Source organism: Frondihabitans sp. VKM Ac-2883 (assembly GCF_015350875.1).
GTDB lineage: Bacteria > Actinomycetota > Actinomycetes > Actinomycetales > Microbacteriaceae > Frondihabitans.
This window is the reverse complement of sequence record NZ_JADKSF010000011.1, coordinates 1-19,641: the sequence shown is the minus strand read 5'-3', so window position 1 is coordinate 19,641 and position 19,641 is coordinate 1. Positions and strand designations below refer to the sequence as shown.

Sequence of the window (19,641 nt, the reverse complement as noted above, 5' to 3'; positions counted from 1 at the left end):
CCCCGGCGCCCGCCTCCCCGCGGTAACCGGTGTGACTCGCAGGTTAGATCGCTCTCAGATTCGCGCCGACCCACCCGCCGCCGCCCCGGCCCCGCGTCGCGGCACCGCCAGCACCACGACCGCGACCAGCGCGACCAGTGCCAGCCCGGCGATCACCGGCGCCCCGAGGTCGACGGCGTGCTCGAGGCCGCCCGCGGTGGCCTCCGCCCCCAGCCAGAGCGCGGCGGCACCCTGCACGAGGTAGGCGACGAGGTAGACGGCCGAGAGGGTTCCGGCGCGGTGGTGAGCCGGCGCGAAGCGGCTGACGATCTGCAGGCCGGCCGCGAAGAAGAGGCTGTAGCCGACCCCGCCGAGCACACAGAAGGCCAGGAACAGCCCGAGCGAATGCAACGATCCGGCCGCGACGAGCGACACGAACGCGAGCACCGTGGCCACGAACGCGACCGGCGTGGCGACGACGAGCGGCAGGCGACGCGACGCGAGAGCCACGACGCCGATCACTCCCATAGAGAGCGCGATGATGGCGCCGGTCACGAACGCGTTGTCGCTGCCGATCAGCTGTTTGCCGATCGATGCGCCGAGCGAGAGCACGACCGCGCCGAGCGCATACGCGGCACTGATGCAGACGGCTGCGGCGGCCACGGCTCCCCAGAGCGACCGCGGCACGCTGATGCCGTGAGGCTTCCACCGACCAGCATCCGCGGGTCGGTCGCGGCCGAGCCGCCAGACGAAGACGAGCACAACGGCCTCGACAGCGAGCAGGATCCAGTAGGTCAGGTGCAGCGGGAACGGCGCGTACTGCACGAGCGCACCTCCCAGCAGCGTCGCGAAGACGAGCCCGACGGCGGTCGAGGCGGTGCTGATGGCGCCGGTCCGCGCCGAGTTCGCTGGCCCGGCGATGTCGATCATCTTCGCCGTGGCGGGGCTGAGCGAGAGGCCGACGCCGAGGCCCATGAAGGCTCGCCCGACGAGAAGCCAGCCGACGTTCGGCGCGACCGCGAACAGCAGCACGCCGATGATCGACGCTGCGACTCCGAGCAGGATGCTGGCCCGCCGACCGATGGTGTCGCTAAGGTCGCCGAAGACGAGCAGCACAACCACGAGCACCAGCGGGTAGACGGCGAAGATCGACGTCGTCAGCAGCGCCGTAAGGTGCCAGTCAGCCGTGTACAGCGGGTAGACCGGGGTCGCCGCACCGCTCGTCCAGAGGGCGAGGGCGAGCACGGCCGCACACGTCCAGAAGGCCAGGCGATCAGACGTGGGCTGACGGGTCGAAGCGGGCATGACGCGACAGTAGCAGGCTGGCTACGAAAACCCAACTGAGGTAGGGTGGGCGGCATGTCACCACGCGCGTGCCCCGATCCCACCTGCGGGATCGCCCGCAGTCTCGACGTCCTCGGCGAGCGCTGGGCCCTCATGATCGTGCGCGACGCGTTCCTCGGCCGCTCCCGCTTCTCCGAGTTCCGCGCCTCCCTCGGCGTCTCCCCCGACATCCTCACTGCGCGGTTGGCCACCCTGGTCGACTGCGGCGTGCTCGTCCGCCAGACCTACCGCGACCCCGGCGAGCGCGAGCGCGACGAGTACGTCCTCACCGACGCCGGCCGCGAGCTGGCGCCGGTCCTCGCGGCTCTGGGGCGGTGGGGCGCCGATCACCTCCCCGTCGACTCCGGCACGACGGTCCGCTACCTCGACTCCCACACCGGCGACCCGGTGCACCTGACGTTCGCTACGGCCGGCGGTGCGTCCGTCCCGGCGTCGCAGGTGACGCTCGTCCGCCCCTTGGCCTGACCCCGCCGCGCGCGCCCGGTCTCGCTAGCCGTTTCACGCGTCGCTAACCGTTTATTCGGCGAGCGATGCGTGATTCGGTTAGCAACGCGTGTCTAGGGTGCGACGCCGTCGAGGCCCATCGCCTAGTCGCGTTTCGCAGGTTTAGTCGCGGTATGGCGCGACTAAACCTGCGAATCGCGACTAAACACTTTTCGCGAGCCGCGCCGCACCGGAGCCGGGAACACCGTCCGCAGGTGCGGGTTCGACAGCACGACCGCGATCGCGACCATCAGCCCTGAGAACACGAGCTGCTCGATCACCATCCACGTCGGGTACAGCCCCGGAAAACTCGCCACCACCACCGTCACCAGCGGAAAGATCCGTGAGAACAGCCGCAGCCGTGCAAACGCCCAGTAGTAGCCGAGCTGGGCGCGCCACGCGAACACGTACAGCGACAGCGTGATCAGCAGCACCACCGTCGACCGGAACCAGACAGCCCACGGCACGTGCACGCCGTGCGACGCAAGCACAGTCGCGATCGCGACCGCCGCGAGGCCGACCACCGTCTCGCCGACGAGGAGCCAGCGGATCGCCTTGAACGACCGCACCGTGCGCGGGTGCCGACGCATGTCTTCGCGCACGACATAAGCGTGCTGCCGCCCCCCGGCGAGACGGTCGACGCGGAACGTCGCGAACAGCCGATCGACGAGTGCGCCCAGCGTGCCGGGCGGCGGCGTCGATGCGGTGGCCATACGCCTATCATCCCAGACGACGAACCCTCCCCGCCCGTGGCCGCGTCAGCGGCCCTTCAGAACGTGGCAGGCGTCGGCTCTGCATCGCCGAAGGCGCTTGCCGCTCCCGGTGAACGACGCTGACCGCCATTCCAGAGATCAGGAGCGCTTGCGCTTCTCGCGCACTCGCATGTTGACCGTGATCGGAGTGCCCTCGAACCCGAAGATCTCGCGCAGACGACGCGTGATGAACCGGCGGTACTGCGGGTCGAGGAACCCGGTCGTGAACAGCACGAACGTCGGCGGGCGGTTGGCCGCCTGGGTGCCGAACAGGATCCGGGGCTGCTTGCCACCGCGGACGGGGTGCGGGTGCTCCTGCGTGAGCTCGGCGAGCAAAGCGTTGAACTTGCCGGTGGGCACGCGGGTGTCCCACGACTCAAGCGCGAGCTCGAGCGCGGGCACGAGCTTCTCGAGGTGGCGGCCGGTCTTGGCCGAGATGTTGACGCGCGGGGCCCACGAGACATGGTCGAGGTCTTGATCGATCTCGCGCTCGAGGTAGCGGCGGCGGTCGTCGTCGAGGAGGTCCCATTTGTTGAAGGCCAGCACGAGTGCTCGGCCGGACTCGAGCACGAGGTCGATGATGCGGAGGTCTTGAGTCGAGATGGGCTCGGTGACGTCGAGCACGACGACGGCGACCTCGGCCTTCTCGAGAGCGGCCGAGGTGCGGAGCGACGCGTAGAAGTCGGCGCCCTGCTGCAGGTGGACGCGCTTGCGGATTCCGGCGGTGTCGACGAAGGTCCAGATGCGACCGCCGATCGACACCTGCTCGTCGACCGGGTCGCGGGTCGTGCCGGCCATCTCGTTGACGACGACTCGCTCTTCACCCGCGGCGCGGTTGAGCAGCGACGACTTGCCGACGTTCGGGCGGCCGAGGATGGCGACGCGGCGGGGCCCGCCGATCTCCTCTTTGGCGACCTTCGACACGGCGGGCAGCGTGGCCATCGCCTTGTCGAGGAGGTCGGCGACGCCGCGGCCGTGCAGCGCCGAGACGGGGAACGGCTCACCGAGGCCGAGGCTCCAGAGCTCGGAGGCCTGGATCGCCTTGCGGTCGTCGTCGGTCTTGTTGGCGACGAGGATCACGGGCTTGTGGGTGGCGCGCAGCATGCGGACGACGTGCTCGTCGGTCGACGTGGCACCGACGTTGACGTCGACGACGAAGAGGACGGCGTCAGCCAGGTCGACGGCGATCTCGGCCTGCATGGCGACGGAAGCGTCGATGCCGAGGGCGTCGGGCTCCCACCCGCCCGTGTCGACGATCGTGTAGCGGCGCCCGGCCCACTCAGCCTTGTACGAGACGCGGTCGCGGGTGACACCCGGCTTGTCTTCGACGACGGCCTCGCGGCGGCCGATGATGCGGTTGACGAGCTGCGACTTGCCGACGTTGGGTCGACCGACGATCGCGAGCACCGGCAGGGCGGGAGCGTAGGTGATCGCGTTGGGATCCCACTCGCCCGCTTCGAGCACGTCGAGGTCTTCGTCGTCGAGCTCGTAGTCGGTCAGCCCCTGACGCAGGGCAGATGCACGCTGTTCAGCATCGACGTCGTCGAGGGTCGCGAGGCGATCGGCCATCGAGTCGTCGAACTCAGGAAAATCGCGGTCGCCCGAAGAGGCGCTGTCTTTGTCGTTCGCCATGGTGGCTCCTAGCTACGTGGGTGCTCTCCGGTCATGCCTGGGGCGCGGGCGCCGTGGCAGTGGAACGGACGAGCTCGACCATGGCCGAGACGGTCTGATCGAAGTCGAGATGAGTGGAATCGAGGGTCGTGACGCCTTCTGCGGCTGTCATGAAGTCGACCACCTTGCTGTCCTGCTGATCTCTCTTCGACAGCTGCCGGGCAGTTTCTTCGGCACTCTGCCCCGTGATCTCTGCGGAACGCCTGGCCATTCTAGCCTCTTCGGTGGCCGTGAGCAGGATCCGCACCTGCGCATCCGGCGCGACGACCGTCGTGATGTCACGCCCCTCGGTCACGATGCCGGGCTTCTCGGTGCCGGCGATGATGCCGCGGAACACCTCGACCAGGTGGCTCCGCACCTCGGGGAGCTTCGAGACGGAGGCGACCGACTGCGTGACCCGGGGCGTCCGGATCTCGTCGGTCACGTCGGATCCTGAAATCCGGACGAAGTAGTCACCCGGATCGGTGCCGATCTCATAGTCGAACGTCGGGATCGCCGCGACGACGGCCGCAGCGTCAGACAGGTCGGCACCCGCCCGCACGGCATGGAGGGCGAACGCCCGGTAGGCCGCACCGGTGTCTTGGTAGTCGAAGCCGAGTGCCACCGCCGTCGCCCGGCTGACGCTCGACTTGCCGCTGCCCGCGGGGCCGTCGACCGCGACGACGACGGGGCGGTAGAGGCTGCTCGAGCGATACCGCCAGAGGAGGTCCGCTTTGAAGTCGCGTAGCTCTTCTGAGGTCTCGGGAAGGTCGGGGTTCGTCATGCCTGTGCTCCTGCAATGGTCCAGCCGCGCCGGACGAGTTCGTCGATCAGTCGTTCTTCGTGTTCGGGCACGACGCTCACTTCGGCAAGGCCGAACTGTGCGCCGGGCGAGTGCTCGAGACGGAGGTCTTCGAGGTTGATGCCGGCTTCGCCCATCTCGGTGAACAGTCGCCCGAGCTGGCCCGGGGTGTCGTCGACCATGACGACCACCCGGGTGAAGACGGTGCTCTGACCGTGCTTGCCGGGCAGGCGGGCGACACCCGTGTTGCCGCGGCCGATGGTTTCGGCGATCGCGCGCATCGACCCAGGATCCGACGGGGCCGCGAGCGCAGAGATCACGCCGTCGAGATCGTCCCTCAGCGCCCGGAGCACGGTTTCGACGTGCCCGGCATTCGCCCCGAGGATCTGCACCCACAGGCCGGCGTCGCTGGCAGCGATCCGTGTGACGTCCCTGACGCCCTGCCCCGCCAGGCCGAGCGAGGCGTCCGGGGCATCTCCGAGCCGTGCCGCCATGAGCGAGGCGACCACCTGGGGCGCGTGCGAGACGACGGCCACCCCGCGATCGTGCTCTTCCGGCGTCATCTCGATCGGGGTGGCTCCAAGGTCGAGCACGAGGTCTTCGAGAGCGGCCGCGGCGCGGTAGCTGATGGCGTCGTGGCCGGCGATCACCCAGGGGCGTCCGACGAAGAGGTCGGCGCGCGCCGAGATGGGACCGCCGCGTTCACGCCCGGCCATGGGGTGCGAGCCGATGTAGCGCGAGACGTCGGCGCCACGACGCTCCAGCTCGCGCAGCGGCTCCACTTTGACGCTCGCGACGTCGGTGACGAGGGCGTTCGGGTAGTCGGCGAGCTCGCGCCCAACGATATCGGCTGTGACATCCGGCGGAACGCACACGACGATCAGGGTCGGTTCGTCCCCCTCGGCGGGAGCGCGGCCTGCGCCGTAGTCGATCGCCAGGCGGCGGGCCGACGGCGAGGCGTCGTCGAGGATGACCTCGACGCCCTGCTGCCGGAGGCCGAGGCCGATGCTCGCGCCGAGGAGGCCGGAGCCGACGATGCGGACGGGGCCGACGAGGCGCTTCGGCTCGTGAGCGCCCTCGTGCGTCGAGCTCACCGGCCGCTTCCCCGTCGGCGCTCCTCCTGCTGACGGCGCACCTGCGATCGTCGGCTCGGCGTCGTAGCGCGGCCTCCGGTCACGTCACCGTTGACGGCCACCCGGCGGTTGCCGTCGCTGTCGTACTGCTTCTTGGGCTCGCGGCGGTCGGCCTGACCGGCGCCACCGCCGGCACCACCCTGCCCACTGCCATTCTGACCGCTGCCACCCTGCGCGCTCGCTCGGCCGCGGCGGCTCTCCTCGCGCGCGTCGAGGTCGGGCTCGTATTCCTCGTCGTCTTCGTCGTAGTACTCCTTCTCCGACTCCGCGACGTCGTCGTCGACATCCGCCACGAGTTCGACCCCGCTGTCGTCCATGCTCTCCTGCACGGCGGCTGCCGCAACCGCCGAAGGCTCGGCTGCTCCGACCCCGGCGTCGCGCGCGATCGTCAGGATGTCGCCGAGCTCGTCGCGAGTCAGGTCGCGCACCTCGCCGACGCGCAGCGAACCAAGGTGCAGCGGGCCGAACTGGCGACGCACGAGGTCGACGACCGGGTGCCCGACCGCGTCGAGCATGCGCCGAACGATGCGGTTGCGGCCGGAGTGCAGGGTGATCTCGACGATACTCGTGCCACCCGCCTGCCCGGTGCCACGGTCGACGACCCGCGCCGAGTCGGCCGTGATGGGCCCGTCGTCGAGGTCGATGCCCGCGACGAGCTTCTTCGCCGTGGTCGGTGTGATCGATCCTTCGACCTTGGCGATGTACGTCTTGGTCACCCCGAACGACGGGTGCGCGAGGATGTGCGCCAACTCGCCGTCGTTCGTCAGGATCAGCAGACCGCTTGTCTCGGCATCGAGTCGGCCGACGTTGAAGAGCCGCTCGGGGTAGTGGCGCGTGAACTCGGTGAGGTCGGGGCGCCCGCGCTCGTCGCGGAGGCTCGACACGACGCCGACCGGCTTGTTCAGCATCAGGTAGCGCCGCGTGGGGTCGAGCTGCACGGCCTGACCGTCGACGACGACCTTGTCGACCGCGGGGTCGACGCGACGCCCGGCGGAGGTGACGACCTCGCCGTTCACCGTGACGCGGCCGGCGGCGATCAGGTCTTCGGAGACACGTCGGCTGGCGATGCCCGCCGCAGCCATGACCTTCTGGAGGCGCTCCCCCTGCGGCGCCGCCTCGGATCCTGGAGTGGTGTCGTTATCGGCCATTGTCGAAACCTTCCTGCCCATCGGCGAGCAGCGGTGAGATCAGCGGCAGCTCGTCGAGGGAGTTGACGCCGAGGTGCGTCAGCAGCAACTCGGTCGTCTCGTAGTTGATGGCGCCGGTCTCGGCGTCGGTGAACGATTCGGTGATGAGTCCGCGGCCGAGCAGCGTACGGACGACGCTGTCGACGTTGACGGCACGGATCTGAGCGATGGCGCCTCGGGTGATCGGCTGCTTGTAGGCGATCACCGCGAGCGTCTCGAGCGCGGCCTGCGAGAGCCGGGTCGGGTTCTGCGTCAGCACGAAGTCGCGGACGATGGGGTCGAACTCTTCGCGGACGTAAAACCGCCAGCCGCCGCCGACCTCGCGCAGCTCGAAGCCGCGGCGGGTCGTCGGTGCGCCGTCGCCCTGGTCGACCCCGTCGAAGTCAGCCACGAGCGATTCGATCGCCTGGCGGACGGCCGCGACAGGTGCCCCAATGGCTGTGGCCAGCGAGACGAGACTCTGGGGCTCGTCGGCGACCATGAGGATCGCTTCGAGCGTGCGAGCGATCGGCACGCCCGGCGTCGGAAGGGCCTGGCCGTCAGCGAACGCCGCGTCGGTCTGCGCTGCATCATCCGTCATAGTCGGCCCCCAGGTTGGCGAGGTTCTCTTCGGTCCAGTGCTCGGCGGTCCAGCGGATGGTGAGCTCGCCGAGGGGTTCGAGCTGTTCGAAGCTCAGCGACGCGTGGCGGTACAACTCGAGGATCGCGAGGAACCGCGCCACGACGACCCCCTTCACGTCGACCCCGTCGATCAACTCGCGGAAGCTCAGCACGGCACCGCGCCGGAGCATCGACACGACGATGGCGGCCTGCTCGCGAATGCTCACGAGAGGCGCGTGCAGGTGGTCGAGCCCCACGGTGGGGGCCTCTTTCGGCGTCAAAGCCATCGCCGCGATGGCCGCGAAATCGTCGACCGACAGGGTCCAGACGAGCTCGGGCATCGACACGCGGTACTTCTGTTCGAGCCGGACGCTGCGGGCATGTCGATCGCCCTCGGCCTCGCCGCGAGTTGCGAACCACTCGGCCGCCTGCTTGAAGGCCCGGTACTGGAGGAGGCGTGCGAAAAGCAGATCGCGCGCTTCGAGCAGCGCGACGTCTTCGGCGTCGACGAGCTCGCCCTGCGGAAGGAGTCCGGCGACCTTGAGGTCGAGGAGGGTGGCGGCGACCACCAGGAACTCGCTGGCCTTGTCGAGCTCCTCGTCGGAGTCGAGCCCGCGGAGGTACGACAGGAACTCGTCGGTCACCTCGCTCAACGCGATCTCGGTGATGTCCATCTCGCGTTTGGTGATCAGCGAGAGGAGGAGATCGAAGGGGCCGGAGAAGTTGTCGAGACGCAGCGTGAACGCCTGGTCGGTCGATGGCTCGACGTCGACGGAGACATCGGCGAAGGCGTCGGTGAGAACGTCGACCGAGATGTCGGAACCGGCGTCGGAGCCGGCCTCGGTCGCGAGAGCTTCTTCGCTAGGCTGCGGCGCCACGGGCGATGAGCTCTCTGGCCAGCTGGCGATACGCCTCGGCAGCCGGATGCGACGGCGCGAACTGATTGATCGGGCTTGCGGCCACGGAGGCGTCGGGAAACTTGACCGTCCGTGTGATGACCGTCTCGAGCACCCGATCGCCGAATGCGTCGACGACCCGCTCGAGCACCTCGCGGCTGTGAAGCGTGCGCGAGTCGTACATGGTCGGCAGGATGCCGTCGAGCTCGATGTCTTCGTTCAGCCGGTCGCGCACCTTGTCGATGGTCTCGACGAGCAGGGCGACACCGCGCAGGGCAAAGAACTCGCACTCGAGCGGGATCAGCACCCCGTGGGCCGCGGTGAGCGCATTCACCGTCAGGATGCCGAGCGACGGCTGGCAGTCGACGAGGATCACGTCGTAATCGTCGCGGACCTTCCGCAGCACTCGGGCGAGGATCTGCTCGCGAGCCACCTCGTTGACGAGGTGCACCTCGGCGGCAGAGAGGTCAATGTTGGCCGGGATGACGTCGAGCCCCGGCACATTGGTGCCCTGGATGACCTCGTGGGGATCCTTGACCGTGCCGATCAGCAGGTCGTACACGGTGGGCACGTCGTGGGTCTGCACACCAAGGCCAGCGCTCAAGGCACCCTGCGGGTCGAAGTCGACGGCGAGCACCTTGCGGCCGTACTCGGCGAGCGAGGCGCCGAGGTTGATGGTCGTCGTCGTCTTGCCGACGCCACCCTTCTGGTTGCAGAGCGAGATGATGCGGGCGGGGCCGTGGCTCTGAAGCTCGGCCGGCACCGGAAAGGCCGTGCGGGGTCGGCCGGTCGGCCCCATCTCGACGGCCGGGCTCTCCGCGGAAGGGGCCTCGGTCGATTTCGGCGTCGTACTCACGAGGGCAATCCTACCGGCGCGTCCCGCCCAGCCCGGGTTGCCTCGCCCTGTCGAAAGGAGGCCCGTCTCAGCCCGAGGGAGTTCGGGCAGGAGACGCCCGTCTGACAGGGAGTCGACCTGCCTTCCTCTCCTCAACACGGGACTACCCCGCAGCGGCTCCTGCCGAGGCGACGCCGGCCCGACGACTGAGGGCAGCCCGGGCCTCCTTCTCCCCCGGTGCCCACCGTGCTCGCGGGTGCGCCTGCCCGTAGGCGTCGCGCAGCGCATCCGCGGTCACGAGCGTGTAGATCTGCGTCGTCGCCACCGACGCGTGCCCGAGCAGCTCCTGCACCACGCGCACATCCGCCCCACCCTCGAGCAGGTGCGTCGCAAATGAGTGCCGGAGCGTGTGCGGCGACACCTCGAATCCGAGCTGCGCCCGGGATGCCGCCGCCTGGATGATCAACCAGGCGTTCTGCCGAGACACCCGTGCCCCGCGTGTTCCGAGAAACAGAGCGGGAGTCGCAGTCCCCCGCACCGAGAAGATCGGCCTCGCCCGCACCAGGTAGGCATCGAGGGCCCGCCGGGCGTAGCTGCCGAGCGGCACGATCCGCTGTTTGCCACCCTTGCCGAACAGCCGCACCACGTCGCCTTCGATCACGTCGTCGACGTTGAGCGACACCGCCTCGGTCACGCGCGCGCCGGTCGCGTAGAGCAGCTCGAGCAGGGCCTTGTCACGGAGCCGTGTCGGTTCGTCGCCATCGGTCGCTGCGAGCAACGCCTCGACCTGTGCCACGGTGATCGCCTTCGGCAGCCGCGACGGCAGCTTCGGTGGTCGCGCCTTCGTGGTCACGTCGTCGGCAACCAGGCCCTCCTCGGCGATGAACCGGTGCAGCCCCTTCACACTCGACAGTGCGCGCGCCACCGACGATGCGGCGAGCGGCACCTCGCGGGTGGCGAGCGCAGCCGGAAAGCCCGCGACGAGCACCGAATCGACGAGGGCAGGATCCTGGATGTCCGCCTCCTCGAGGAATGTCGCGTACAGCGCGAGGTCGCGCCGGTACGCGGCCACCGTGTGCGGCGAGAGACCGCGCTCGACCGTGACGTGCCGCAGGTAGCGCTGCACGGCGTCGTCGAGCTTCGAGGTCATGCCCCCAGGCTAGGCGCGCCGGCGCGCACGCGCTGCCGCCCACGCGCTGCCGCACACGCGCCGGCGCGCAGACGCTGGCGCACCCCCGCGTGGCCAGAATCACCGCGGCATCCAGGGGTTGTCTGGCCATCCCGGGGTGCCTCAGCTCCCGGCCAAAAAACAGGCAACTACCGCGCGAGCTTGGCCTGCAGCGCCAGAGCCGACACGCACAGGATCGAGTTGTGCACCGTCCCGCCCAGCACAGCGTCGACGATCTCGTCGAGCGGCACCCAGCGCACCTCGATGTCGGCCTCTTCGGCCTCGCGCTCGAACGCCGCATCCGTCGCCGAGACACCGGTCGCATGAAACACCATCAGCTGTTCGTCGCTGCCACCGGGCGTCGTGTTGAAGGTGATGAGGTGCTCCCACGCGGAGGCCGTCACGTCGGTCTCTTCGGCGAGTTCACGCTGGGCCGCCACGAGAGGATCTTCGCCGGGGATGTCGAGAAGGCCGGCAGGCAGCTCCCAGTCGCGCGATCGGATCGGGTGCCGGTACTGCTTGATGAGCAGCACCCGCCCCTCTTCGTCCTGGGCGAGCACGCCGACCGCACCGGTGTGCGCCACGTACTCGCGGACGATCGCCGACCCGCCGTACTCGAACGTCTCGCGCCGGATGTTCCAGACCGCGCCCTCGAACACGACGTCCGACCGGGTGACGGCCACCTCGGTCGGGTCGTCGGCGAGCACGCCCGGCAGATCAGACCCGGTCGACGGCACGCCCTCAGGCACCCTCGGCCTCGGCGACCTCGAACAACCGCGTCGCGTTCTGACGGTCGAGTGCCGCCTCGACGAGACCCGAGAACAGCGGGTGCGCGTGATTTGGGCGCGAGCGCAGCTCGGGGTGCGCCTGGGTGCCGATGTAGTACGGGTGCTCGGCGCGGTCGAGCTCGACGTACTCGACGAGCTGGCCGTCGGGCGACGTGCCCGAGAAGACCAGGCCGGCGTCGGCGATGTGCTCGCGGTAGTGGTTGTTGACCTCGTAGCGGTGGCGGTGGCGCTCTTCGACGAGCTCCGAGCCATATACCTCAGAAGCCAAGGATCCGGCGGTCAGCGCTGCCGGGTACAGGCCGAGGCGCATGGTTCCGCCGAGGTCTCCTCCCGCGATGATGTCGACCTGCTCGGCCATCGTGGCGATCACCGGGTACTCGGTGTCGGGGTCGAACTCCGACGACGACGCCCCGGCGAGGCCGGCCTCGTTGCGGGCGTATTCGATGACCATGCACTGCAGGCCGAGGCAGAGCCCGAGGGTCGGGACGCCGTTCTCGCGGGCGAACCGGAGGGCTCCGAGCTTTCCCTCGATGCCGCGGATACCGAAACCGCCGGGAACGCAGATGCCGTCGACGTCGGCGAGCGCCTTCGCGGCGCCCTCGATGGTCTCGCAGTCGTCGGAGGGGATCCAGCGCAGCACGACCTTGGTCTGGTGCGCGAAGCCGCCGGCCTTGAGGGCCTCGGTGACCGAGAGGTAGGCGTCGGGAAGGTCGATGTATTTGCCGACCAGGCCGATCGTGACCTCGTGCTTGGGGTCTTTGACGGCCGAGAGAATCGGGTTCCAGCCGGTCCAGTCGACCGCGCCGGCCTTCTCGTCGAGGCCGAGGTGCTCGATGATGTAGCCGTCGAGGCCCTGCTCGTTGAGCATGGCCGGGATCTCGTAGATGCTGGCCACGTCTTTGGCGTTGACCACGGCGTCTTCGTCGACGTCGCACATCAGCGCGATCTTGCGGCGGTTCGACTCGGTGACGGGTCGGTCGCTGCGGAGCACGAGCGCGTCGGGCTGGATGCCGATGGCGCGGAGGGCTGCGACGGAGTGCTGCGTCGGCTTGGTCTTCTGCTCGCCGGAGGCTCCCATGAACGGGACCAGCGACACGTGCACGAAGAAGACGTTCTTGCGGCCGAGCTCGTGACGCACCTGACGGGCCGACTCGAGGAACGGCTGGCTCTCGATGTCGCCGACCGTGCCGCCGACCTCGGTGATGATGACGTCGGGCTGCGGCTCGTCGGAGGCCTGCAGGCGCATGCGACGCTTGATCTCGTCGGTGATGTGCGGGATGACCTGCACGGTGTCGCCGAGGTACTCGCCCCGGCGCTCCTGCGCGATGACGGTCGAGTAGATCTGACCGGTCGTGACGTTCGCGCCCTGGTTGAGGTTGATGTCGAGGAACCGCTCGTAGTGCCCGATGTCGAGGTCGGTCTCGGCGCCGTCATCGGTGACGAAGACCTCGCCGTGCTGGAACGGGTTCATCGTTCCCGGGTCGACGTTGAGATACGGGTCGAGCTTCTGCATGACGACGCGGAGCCCGCGAGCAGTCAACAGATTGCCGAGGCTTGCGGCCGTCAGGCCTTTGCCGAGAGAGGAGACGACGCCCCCGGTGACGAAGATGTGCTTCGTGACCTTCGTGTCGTTTGAGGAGTTGACCGAGCCGGAGTTTTGATTGACCACCACGGGCTTCCATCCTACGTCACTCGTGGTTCACCGAACAGCCTCCGGTCGTTACGACCGTGTATCGGTGCGCACTCCCGCGCGTGTCGGACGGGCGGTGGCGAGGTCGAGCAACTCGCGCGCGTGCTCGAGTCCGCTCTCGCTGTCGGGCAGCCCCGAGAGCAGCCGGGCCATCTCGGCGACGCGCTCCTGGCCTTCGAGCTGCTGCACGCTGGAGGCGGTCACCTCACCCGAGGCATCTTTCACGACTCGGAGGTGGTTCGTCGCGAAGGCCGCCACCTGCGCGAGGTGCGTCACGACGATCACCTGGGCGCGCTCCGCCAGCATCGCCAGGCGCCTGCCGATCTCGATGGCGGCCGCGCCGCCCACGCCCGCGTCGACCTCATCGAACACGAACGTCGGCACGGCGCTCGACGCAGCCATGACGACCTCGATGGCGAGCATCACGCGCGAGAGTTCGCCGCCCGACGCCCCCTTCCCGAGGGGCCGCGGTTCGCTGCCGGAGTGCGGGCGCAGCAGGATCTCGACGGTGTCGGCACCGGATGCGCCAAGCTCTCCCCTGTCGCTCACGGAGACGACCAGCTGAGCCCCGGCCATGGCCAGCGCCGCGAGCTCGTCGCTCACTCGCGCCGCTAGATCGTCGCCGGATTCGCGGCGGAGCGCCGTCAACCGACCTGCGAGTTCCTCGGCTGCGGCCCGATGGGCCTCAACCTCCGCGGCCAAACCGACCACTCGATCGTCGTCGCCGTCGAGTTCGACGAGGCGCTCCGATCCGTCGGCGACGAGCTGGATCACGTCGTCGAGCGTGGGCCCGTATTTGCGCACGAGGGCGCCGAGGTCGGCACGGCGCTCCTGCACGGTCTCGAGTTCGCGCGAGACATCGGCATCCAAGGATCCGAGATAGCTCGACAACCGCGCGGACGTGTCGGACACCTGCACGCTCACCTCCGCGAGCAGATCGGCGATCGATTGAAGCTCAGCGTCGTGCTGCGCCACCCGCTCGACCTGGCGGCGCGCTTCTTCGACGAGCGACAGGACGTCACGGGTGCCGTCGACCGCGTCGGTCGAAAGGACCTCGTGCGCGAGGCCGGCCGCGAGTCGGAGGTCTTCGGCGTTGCTCAGGCGCTCGGCGGTGGCGTCGAGCTCGGCGTCTTCGCCGGCCGTGGGGCCAACCCGTTCGATTTCGTCGATCGCGGCGCGGAGGGTGTCGGCCTCGGCGGATCGAGCGTCTCGATCACCGGTGATCGTCTCGAGCTCGCGTGCCGCCTTCTGCCAGCTCTCGAAAGCCTCGGTGTAGCTCGCCCTCACGTTGGCAAGCTTCTTTCCGCCGTGGGCGTCAACTGCCGAGCGCTGCGCCGCCGCCGACTTCAAACGGATCTGCTCGGATTGCCCGTGCACCACGACGAGGTGCTCCGCCAGGTCGCCGAGCACGCCGACCGGCGCCGATCGACCGCCGACGACGGCTCGACTTCGCCCCTCGCTCGAGACGATGCGGCTGAGGAGGAGCTCGCCGTCGTCGACGTCTCCTCCGGCATCGCGCACGCGCTCAGCGGCCGGACCCCCGTCGGGTACCGACCAGCGCCCGTCGACAACCGCCTGGGCGCTCCCGGACCGCACGGCACCGCCATCGGCACGCTGCCCGAGCAGGAGCCCCAGCGCTGAGACGACCATGGTCTTGCCCGCGCCGGTCTCTCCGGTGACGGCGGTGAAACCGGGGCCGAGGGGCAGGGAGGCTCGCCCGATGACCCCGAGGTCGCGGATGCTGATGTCTTCGATCACTTAGGTGTGCGGGCCTCTCCAGCCGGTGACCGGCAGGTGGAACTTCGCGACGAGGCGATCGGTGAACGGCGCCGTCCGCAGGCGAGCCAGACGGACGGGCTGGGCCGATCGGCGGGCGACGACTCGGGCTCCGGGCTCGAGGGTGTGTGCGCGGCGGCCGTCGCACCAGAGCACGCCTGAGCCGTCGGTCCGGCTCAGTACCTCCACGGCGAAGGTGGACTGGGGCCCGACGACAAGAGGTCGCGCGAACAGTGCGTGGGCGCTGAGCGGAACGAGGATCATCGCCTCGACCTCCGGCCACACGACGGGCCCGCCGGCCGAGAAGTTGTAGGCCGTCGAGCCGGTCGGAGTCGACATGACCACGCCGTCGCAGCCGAACGACGAGAGCGGTCGCCCGTCGACCTCGATAACAACCTCGAGCATGCGTTCGCGCGAGGCCTTCTCGACCGTGGCCTCGTTCAGGGCCCAGGTCTCGTAGACCTGCTTCCCGTCGACCATCACGGCGATCTCGAGCGCGAATCGTTCTTCGACCTCGTAGTCGTGAGCGACCACGCGCTGCACGGTGTCGTGCAGGTCTTCGCGCTCGCTCTCGGCGAGGAAGCCGACGTGGCCGAGGTTCACTCCGACGATCGGCGCCCGGGTGCCCCGCACGAGCTCGGCGGCTCGCAAGATTGTCCCGTCGCCGCCGAGGACGATGACCGATTCGATGTCGTCGACGAGAACGTCGTCGCCCAGCAGGTGCACGCCCGTGAACGCGGGCTCGGCCGCTCGGATGTCGTCGAACTCGTCTCGGGGCAAGACGGGCACGAGACCCGCTGCGTCGAGGGCTCGGCAGACGTCGAGGGCTGCGTCGATCGAATCGCGCCGCCCCGTGTGCGAGACGATCAGGATGTGCCGCTGTTGGCTCTCCATGGGATCACCCTTTCGTCATCTCGTCGATCCGACCGATCCATTCTGTCGGATTCGTGCCGGCTCGGGCACTCAGGTGCACGCAGTACTCGTGGTTGCCGTTCGTTCCGACGATGGGCGACGGAACAACGCCGGCGGTGCCGAGACCCACATCGTGAGCAGCCCAGAGAACCGCCTGAACGGCGTCGGACCGCAGGCCCGCGTCGTGGACGATACCCTCGCGGATTCCCTGCCGCCCCACCTCGAACTGCGGTTTGATCAGCAGGACGTAGTCGGCCTCGAGCCCTACCGACCGCACGAGCGCTGGCAGCACCATCGTGAGAGAGATGAACGAGAGGTCGCCGACTACGACGGAGATGAGATCGGCTTCGTCGGATGCCGCACGAAGCACCTCAGCCTCGAGATAGCGCGCGTTGCTGCCCTCGACGACCGAAACCCGGGGATCGCTCCGGATCGCCGTCACTAGCTGGCCGTGCCCCACGTCGAGGGCGATCACCGACGCCACGCCCCGCTCGAGCAGCACCTGGGTGAATCCACCTGTCGAAGCACCCACGTCGAGGGCGTGCCGACCCGCCGGATCGACACCGAATGCGTCGAGGGCCCCGATGAGCTTGTGAGCAGCCCGGCTCACGTAGTGGTCGATACCCGCGACCTCGATGGTCGCGTCGGCCTTGGTCGGGAACGACGCCTTGAGCACCGCGCGGCCGTCGACTGTCACGAGACCCTCGGCAAGGATCCGATGCGCATGCGTTCGCGACCGAGCCAGACCCCGCGATGTCAGGGCCACGTCGAGTCGCGATACCTCGCTAGCCGAGCCGGCTTCGTCAGGTGACGACGACGCCATCACCGGTCGCCCTGGCCGCGACCGTCTTCGAGGGTGGCCCGGAGCTCGTCGTGGATCTGCGAGAAGGCTCCGGCGCGCTGATCGAGCGGCTGCTGGTCGATGACCGTCAGTCGCGAGATCAGCTCATCGACGGATTGCCTGCTATCGCTCATGGTCCGTCCACACTAACGTCTGCCCCTGACACCCGGGGGCGTCCTCCCCAGGGCTCGCCGTGGCGCTACTCGTACAGCTTGGGGTCGACGACCATCCCGTAGATCATCAGGCCGCTGGCCCACACCGCCGCCGAGCCGGCACGAAGCAGATCGACCGGCGACGACCCTTCGTCGAGCACGGTAACCACGTTTCCGTGCAACTTCACCCGAGCGGAGCGGACCTCGAACACGCGCGCGCCCGTCGGATCCTTCGTCTCGATCGTCGCCGGGTACTCCTCGTGGAGTTCCCTCAGATCGCCGAGGATGAAGTCGGGCCGAGAGTCGGTCGGGGCGGCCAGCACCTGCTTTGCCTTGTCGATCCCGGTCAAGACCAAGACCGACGGGATGCCCGCCTTGTTGGCGCCGATGATGTCGGTGTCGAGGCGGTCGCCGATGAACAGCGGCTTCGAGGCAGAGAAGCGCTCCAGAGCCGCGTCAAAGATCGCCTTCTCTGGCTTGCCCGCGACGAGTGGCAGCTTTCCGACGGCGGTATGCACGGCCGAGACCAGCGTTCCGTTGCCGGGCGCGATGCCTCGCTCCTGCGGAATCGTCCAATCCTGGTTCGTCGCGACCCACGGGATGTCGGCGGCGAGAGCGAACGCTGCCTCCGCGAGGTCTTTCCAGCCCACCTCGGGAGAGAAACCCTGAATGACACCGTCGGGTCCGTCGTCGGCCGATCGCGTGACCCGATACCCCGCGGCCTCGACCACGGTGGTCAGCCCTTCTCCCCCGACGACGAGGATCAGCGCACCAGGATCCACGACGGTCGCCAGAAGACGGACGGCGGCCTGCGGGCTCGTCACCACGTCGTCGGCAGCCACCGACAGCCCGAAGCCCGAGAGCTGGCCCGCCACCGCGTCCGCGGTCCGCGACGCGTTGTTCGTGATGTAGCCGACGCGAGCCGACTCGGCCGCTTGGTTGAGACTGTCGACCGCGTGGTCGATGGCGTTCCGGCCGGTGTAGACGACGCCGTCGAGGTCCGCCAACACGACGTCGACTCCGGCGAGGGGAAACCGCGGCTCAGTCGCGGGGTTCGTCGCCGGCTGCGTCGTCGGCTCCATCGGCGTCGTCCGCGGATCCTGCGAGTTCGTCGTCGGCTGCGACGTCGTCTCCGTCGAATCCTTCGATTTCTTCTTCCACGATCTCGACAGTTTCATGGTCTTCCTCAGAATCAGATGCGGAGAGAGCACCGCTGGCTCGGCGTGACAGGGCGTACCACTCGGCGGCCTCCGCCTCACGACCGAGCTCTTCGAGCACGGTTCCGTAGGCATCGAAAAGGTCGGGGCTGTAGCTGAACGCGCGGCGACGATCGAGCTGCGGGATCTCGAGCTCGCGCAGAGCGGCGTCTTTCTGGTCGAGGTCGAGACGGGCCCCCGACATGGCGATGGCCAACGACACGCGCACGCCGACATCGAGCGTCTCGACATCGACGGAGTGGCCGAGCTCGAGAGCCCTGTCGGGTCGTTCGAGGCCCCGCTCGCTGTCGACCATGAGCGGGAGCTGGTCGTTCCGGCCCGAGATGCGACGGTACGTACGAAGCTCACGAAGAGTCAGCGCGTAATCCTCGAGTGCGTATGCCGTGATGGCGATCGTCTCCCGCACGACTGCAACGCGGCCGGCTCGGCGACCAGCCGCCTGCGCGTGCTGGTGCGCGAGCTGTGGGTCTTCCTCGATCAGCTGGCCCGCCATCACGAGGTGACGCGCCACGAAGTCGGCGTTTTCCTTACTGAGGGTCTTCAACTCTGCTCGAGCCACCTTGTCGAGCTGGCGCGGCTCCACCTCGTCGGGCAGGTGCGGCTCGAACTGGCGGGGGCGCACCGAGCGGAGGCCCAGCGGATCGCGGTCTTCCCACTCGCCACCACCGTCACGCGAGTCGCGGCCCGAGCGGCTTCCGCGGTCGTCACGGACGTTCGGACGCGAGGATCCCGGACGACCGCCGGTCGGGCGCCCACCCGTGGGCCGTCCGCCGGTCGTGGGACGGCCTGACGTCGGTCGACCACCCGTGCTGGGGCGCCCACCGCTTCGCTCGGGCCGCTCTCCCGAGCGCTGGGGCCGGTCGTCGCTGCGGAACGGAGGCCGCGAATCTCCCGTGGGGCCGTCGCCGCGAGGAGGCCGACGAGTATCAGACCGCTCCCCTGAGGGGCGCCCAGTCGCAGGCCGGTCAGACGCTCCGCGATTGGGTCGGTCCGAACCACCTCGTGGCGGCCGGGGGCTCCACGGGCGATCGCTTCCCGCGCGTCCTGACCCGGCACCGGCGGGGCCCCTAGCTCCGCCACCGCTACCGCGCCCAGACCCTGGACCAGAGCCCGATCCGCGGCCGTCGCGTCGCGGACGCTTCTCGTTGTCGTCTTCGCGCTCGCTCACGGGGTTCTCCTCGGGGTAAAAGTCTCTGAAGAGTCGGCTCGTTGGCGCCTGACTCGTTCTTCCGGCGACGTGGCGTTGGCACGCGTCGACCGAAGGGCCTGCTGTGGTGTTGTGATGCCAGCCTAACAGCCCCCGGAAAACTGCAACGTGGTGACGTAGTTGGTGGGTTAAACGCAAGAAAGCCACCCCGGGGTGGGGTGGCTTTCAAGGTGTTGCTGAAGTTGAGTCCGGCGGTGTCCTACTCTCCCACAAGGTCCCCCTTGCAGTA

General features: G+C 68.9%; 18 protein-coding genes and 1 pseudogene. 1 reads left to right on the top strand and 18 read right to left on the bottom strand.

Features of this window, described 5'->3' with window-relative positions; genetic code table 11:
• Window positions 1-54: 54 nt before the first annotated feature.
• The gene (locus ITJ49_RS16295; protein ID WP_194606615.1) at window positions 55-1,284 is read right to left on the bottom strand and encodes an MFS transporter; all 1,230 of its coding nucleotides are present in this window, start codon (window positions 1,282-1,284) and stop codon (window positions 55-57) included.
• A 54-nt stretch (window positions 1,285-1,338) separates the two neighbouring features.
• Here ITJ49_RS16295 and ITJ49_RS16290 point away from each other — a divergent pair, with 54 nt between their 5' ends.
• Window positions 1,339-1,788, top strand: a complete 450-nt coding sequence (locus ITJ49_RS16290; RefSeq protein WP_194606614.1) for a helix-turn-helix domain-containing protein — start codon at window positions 1,339-1,341, stop codon at window positions 1,786-1,788.
• Window positions 1,789-1,949: 161 nt separating this feature from the next.
• On the opposite strand, the gene ITJ49_RS16285 is transcribed toward ITJ49_RS16290, so the two are convergent.
• From ITJ49_RS16285 to ITJ49_RS16205, 17 genes and pseudogenes are all read right to left on the bottom strand, one after another.
• Window positions 1,950-2,519, bottom strand: a complete 570-nt coding sequence (locus ITJ49_RS16285; protein ID WP_194606613.1) for a hypothetical protein — start codon at window positions 2,517-2,519, stop codon at window positions 1,950-1,952.
• Between the two features lie 138 nt (window positions 2,520-2,657).
• Window positions 2,658-4,127 carry a ribosome biogenesis GTPase Der gene (gene der / locus ITJ49_RS16280; RefSeq protein WP_370275193.1) on the bottom strand — a complete coding sequence of 490 codons (1,470 nt, stop codon included), beginning with the start codon at window positions 4,125-4,127 and terminating at the stop codon, window positions 2,658-2,660.
• Window positions 4,128-4,221: 94 nt separating this feature from the next.
• Window positions 4,222-4,992, bottom strand: coding sequence for a (d)CMP kinase (cmk, locus tag ITJ49_RS16275; protein ID WP_194606612.1), 771 nt, complete (start codon window positions 4,990-4,992; stop codon window positions 4,222-4,224).
• Complete coding sequence (locus tag ITJ49_RS16270) at window positions 4,989-6,104, bottom strand: prephenate dehydrogenase (RefSeq protein ID WP_194606611.1); 1,116 nt, start codon at window positions 6,102-6,104, stop codon at window positions 4,989-4,991. Before ITJ49_RS16270 ends, cmk begins: the two co-directional genes overlap by 4 nt.
• Before the next feature lie 409 nt (window positions 6,105-6,513).
• A pseudogene (locus ITJ49_RS16265) lies at window positions 6,514-7,291 on the bottom strand (pseudouridine synthase); the annotation flags it as partial.
• Entirely contained in the window at window positions 7,281-7,910 is a 630-nt protein-coding gene (scpB, locus tag ITJ49_RS16260; protein ID WP_194606609.1) for an SMC-Scp complex subunit ScpB, read from the bottom strand. The pseudogene ITJ49_RS16265 and the gene scpB, both read right to left, overlap by 11 nt.
• Entirely contained in the window at window positions 7,900-8,667 is a 768-nt protein-coding gene (locus tag ITJ49_RS16255; protein WP_194606682.1) for a ScpA family protein, read from the bottom strand. Before ITJ49_RS16255 ends, scpB begins: the two co-directional genes overlap by 11 nt.
• Before the next feature lie 124 nt (window positions 8,668-8,791).
• Window positions 8,792-9,625 (bottom strand): ParA family protein, encoded by an 834-nt coding sequence (locus ITJ49_RS16250; protein WP_055961731.1) that lies wholly within the window; start codon window positions 9,623-9,625, stop codon window positions 8,792-8,794.
• A gap of 199 nt (window positions 9,626-9,824) precedes the next feature.
• Window positions 9,825-10,811 carry a site-specific tyrosine recombinase XerD gene (xerD, locus tag ITJ49_RS16245; RefSeq protein ID WP_194606608.1) on the bottom strand — a complete coding sequence of 329 codons (987 nt, stop codon included), beginning with the start codon at window positions 10,809-10,811 and terminating at the stop codon, window positions 9,825-9,827.
• 167 nt (window positions 10,812-10,978) lie between these two features.
• Complete coding sequence (locus ITJ49_RS16240; protein ID WP_370544580.1) at window positions 10,979-11,566, bottom strand: NUDIX domain-containing protein; 588 nt, start codon at window positions 11,564-11,566, stop codon at window positions 10,979-10,981.
• Window positions 11,567-11,570: 4 nt separating this feature from the next.
• Window positions 11,571-13,289: a CTP synthase gene (locus ITJ49_RS16235; protein ID WP_370544579.1), complete on the bottom strand. Its 1,719-nt coding sequence runs from the start codon at window positions 13,287-13,289 to the stop codon at window positions 11,571-11,573.
• Between the two features lie 48 nt (window positions 13,290-13,337).
• Window positions 13,338-15,065, bottom strand: a complete 1,728-nt coding sequence (gene recN, locus ITJ49_RS16230; protein ID WP_194606607.1) for a DNA repair protein RecN — start codon at window positions 15,063-15,065, stop codon at window positions 13,338-13,340.
• The gene (locus ITJ49_RS16225) at window positions 15,066-15,977 is read right to left on the bottom strand and encodes an NAD kinase (RefSeq protein ID WP_055957251.1); all 912 of its coding nucleotides are present in this window, start codon (window positions 15,975-15,977) and stop codon (window positions 15,066-15,068) included.
• Window positions 15,978-15,981: 4 nt separating this feature from the next.
• Window positions 15,982-16,818, bottom strand: coding sequence for a TlyA family RNA methyltransferase (locus tag ITJ49_RS16220; RefSeq protein ID WP_194606606.1), 837 nt, complete (start codon window positions 16,816-16,818; stop codon window positions 15,982-15,984).
• Window positions 16,818-16,970 carry a hypothetical protein gene (locus ITJ49_RS16215; RefSeq protein WP_194606605.1) on the bottom strand — a complete coding sequence of 51 codons (153 nt, stop codon included), beginning with the start codon at window positions 16,968-16,970 and terminating at the stop codon, window positions 16,818-16,820. Before ITJ49_RS16215 ends, ITJ49_RS16220 begins: the two co-directional genes overlap by 1 nt.
• 65 nt (window positions 16,971-17,035) lie before the next feature.
• The gene (locus ITJ49_RS16210) at window positions 17,036-18,070 is read right to left on the bottom strand and encodes an HAD-IIA family hydrolase (protein ID WP_194606679.1); all 1,035 of its coding nucleotides are present in this window, start codon (window positions 18,068-18,070) and stop codon (window positions 17,036-17,038) included.
• A complete protein-coding gene (locus ITJ49_RS16205; RefSeq protein WP_194606604.1) occupies window positions 18,030-18,827 on the bottom strand; it encodes a hypothetical protein in 798 nt (265 codons plus the stop codon). The genes ITJ49_RS16210 and ITJ49_RS16205 overlap by 41 nt, the downstream gene beginning before the upstream one ends.
• Window positions 18,828-19,641 lie beyond the last annotated feature (814 nt).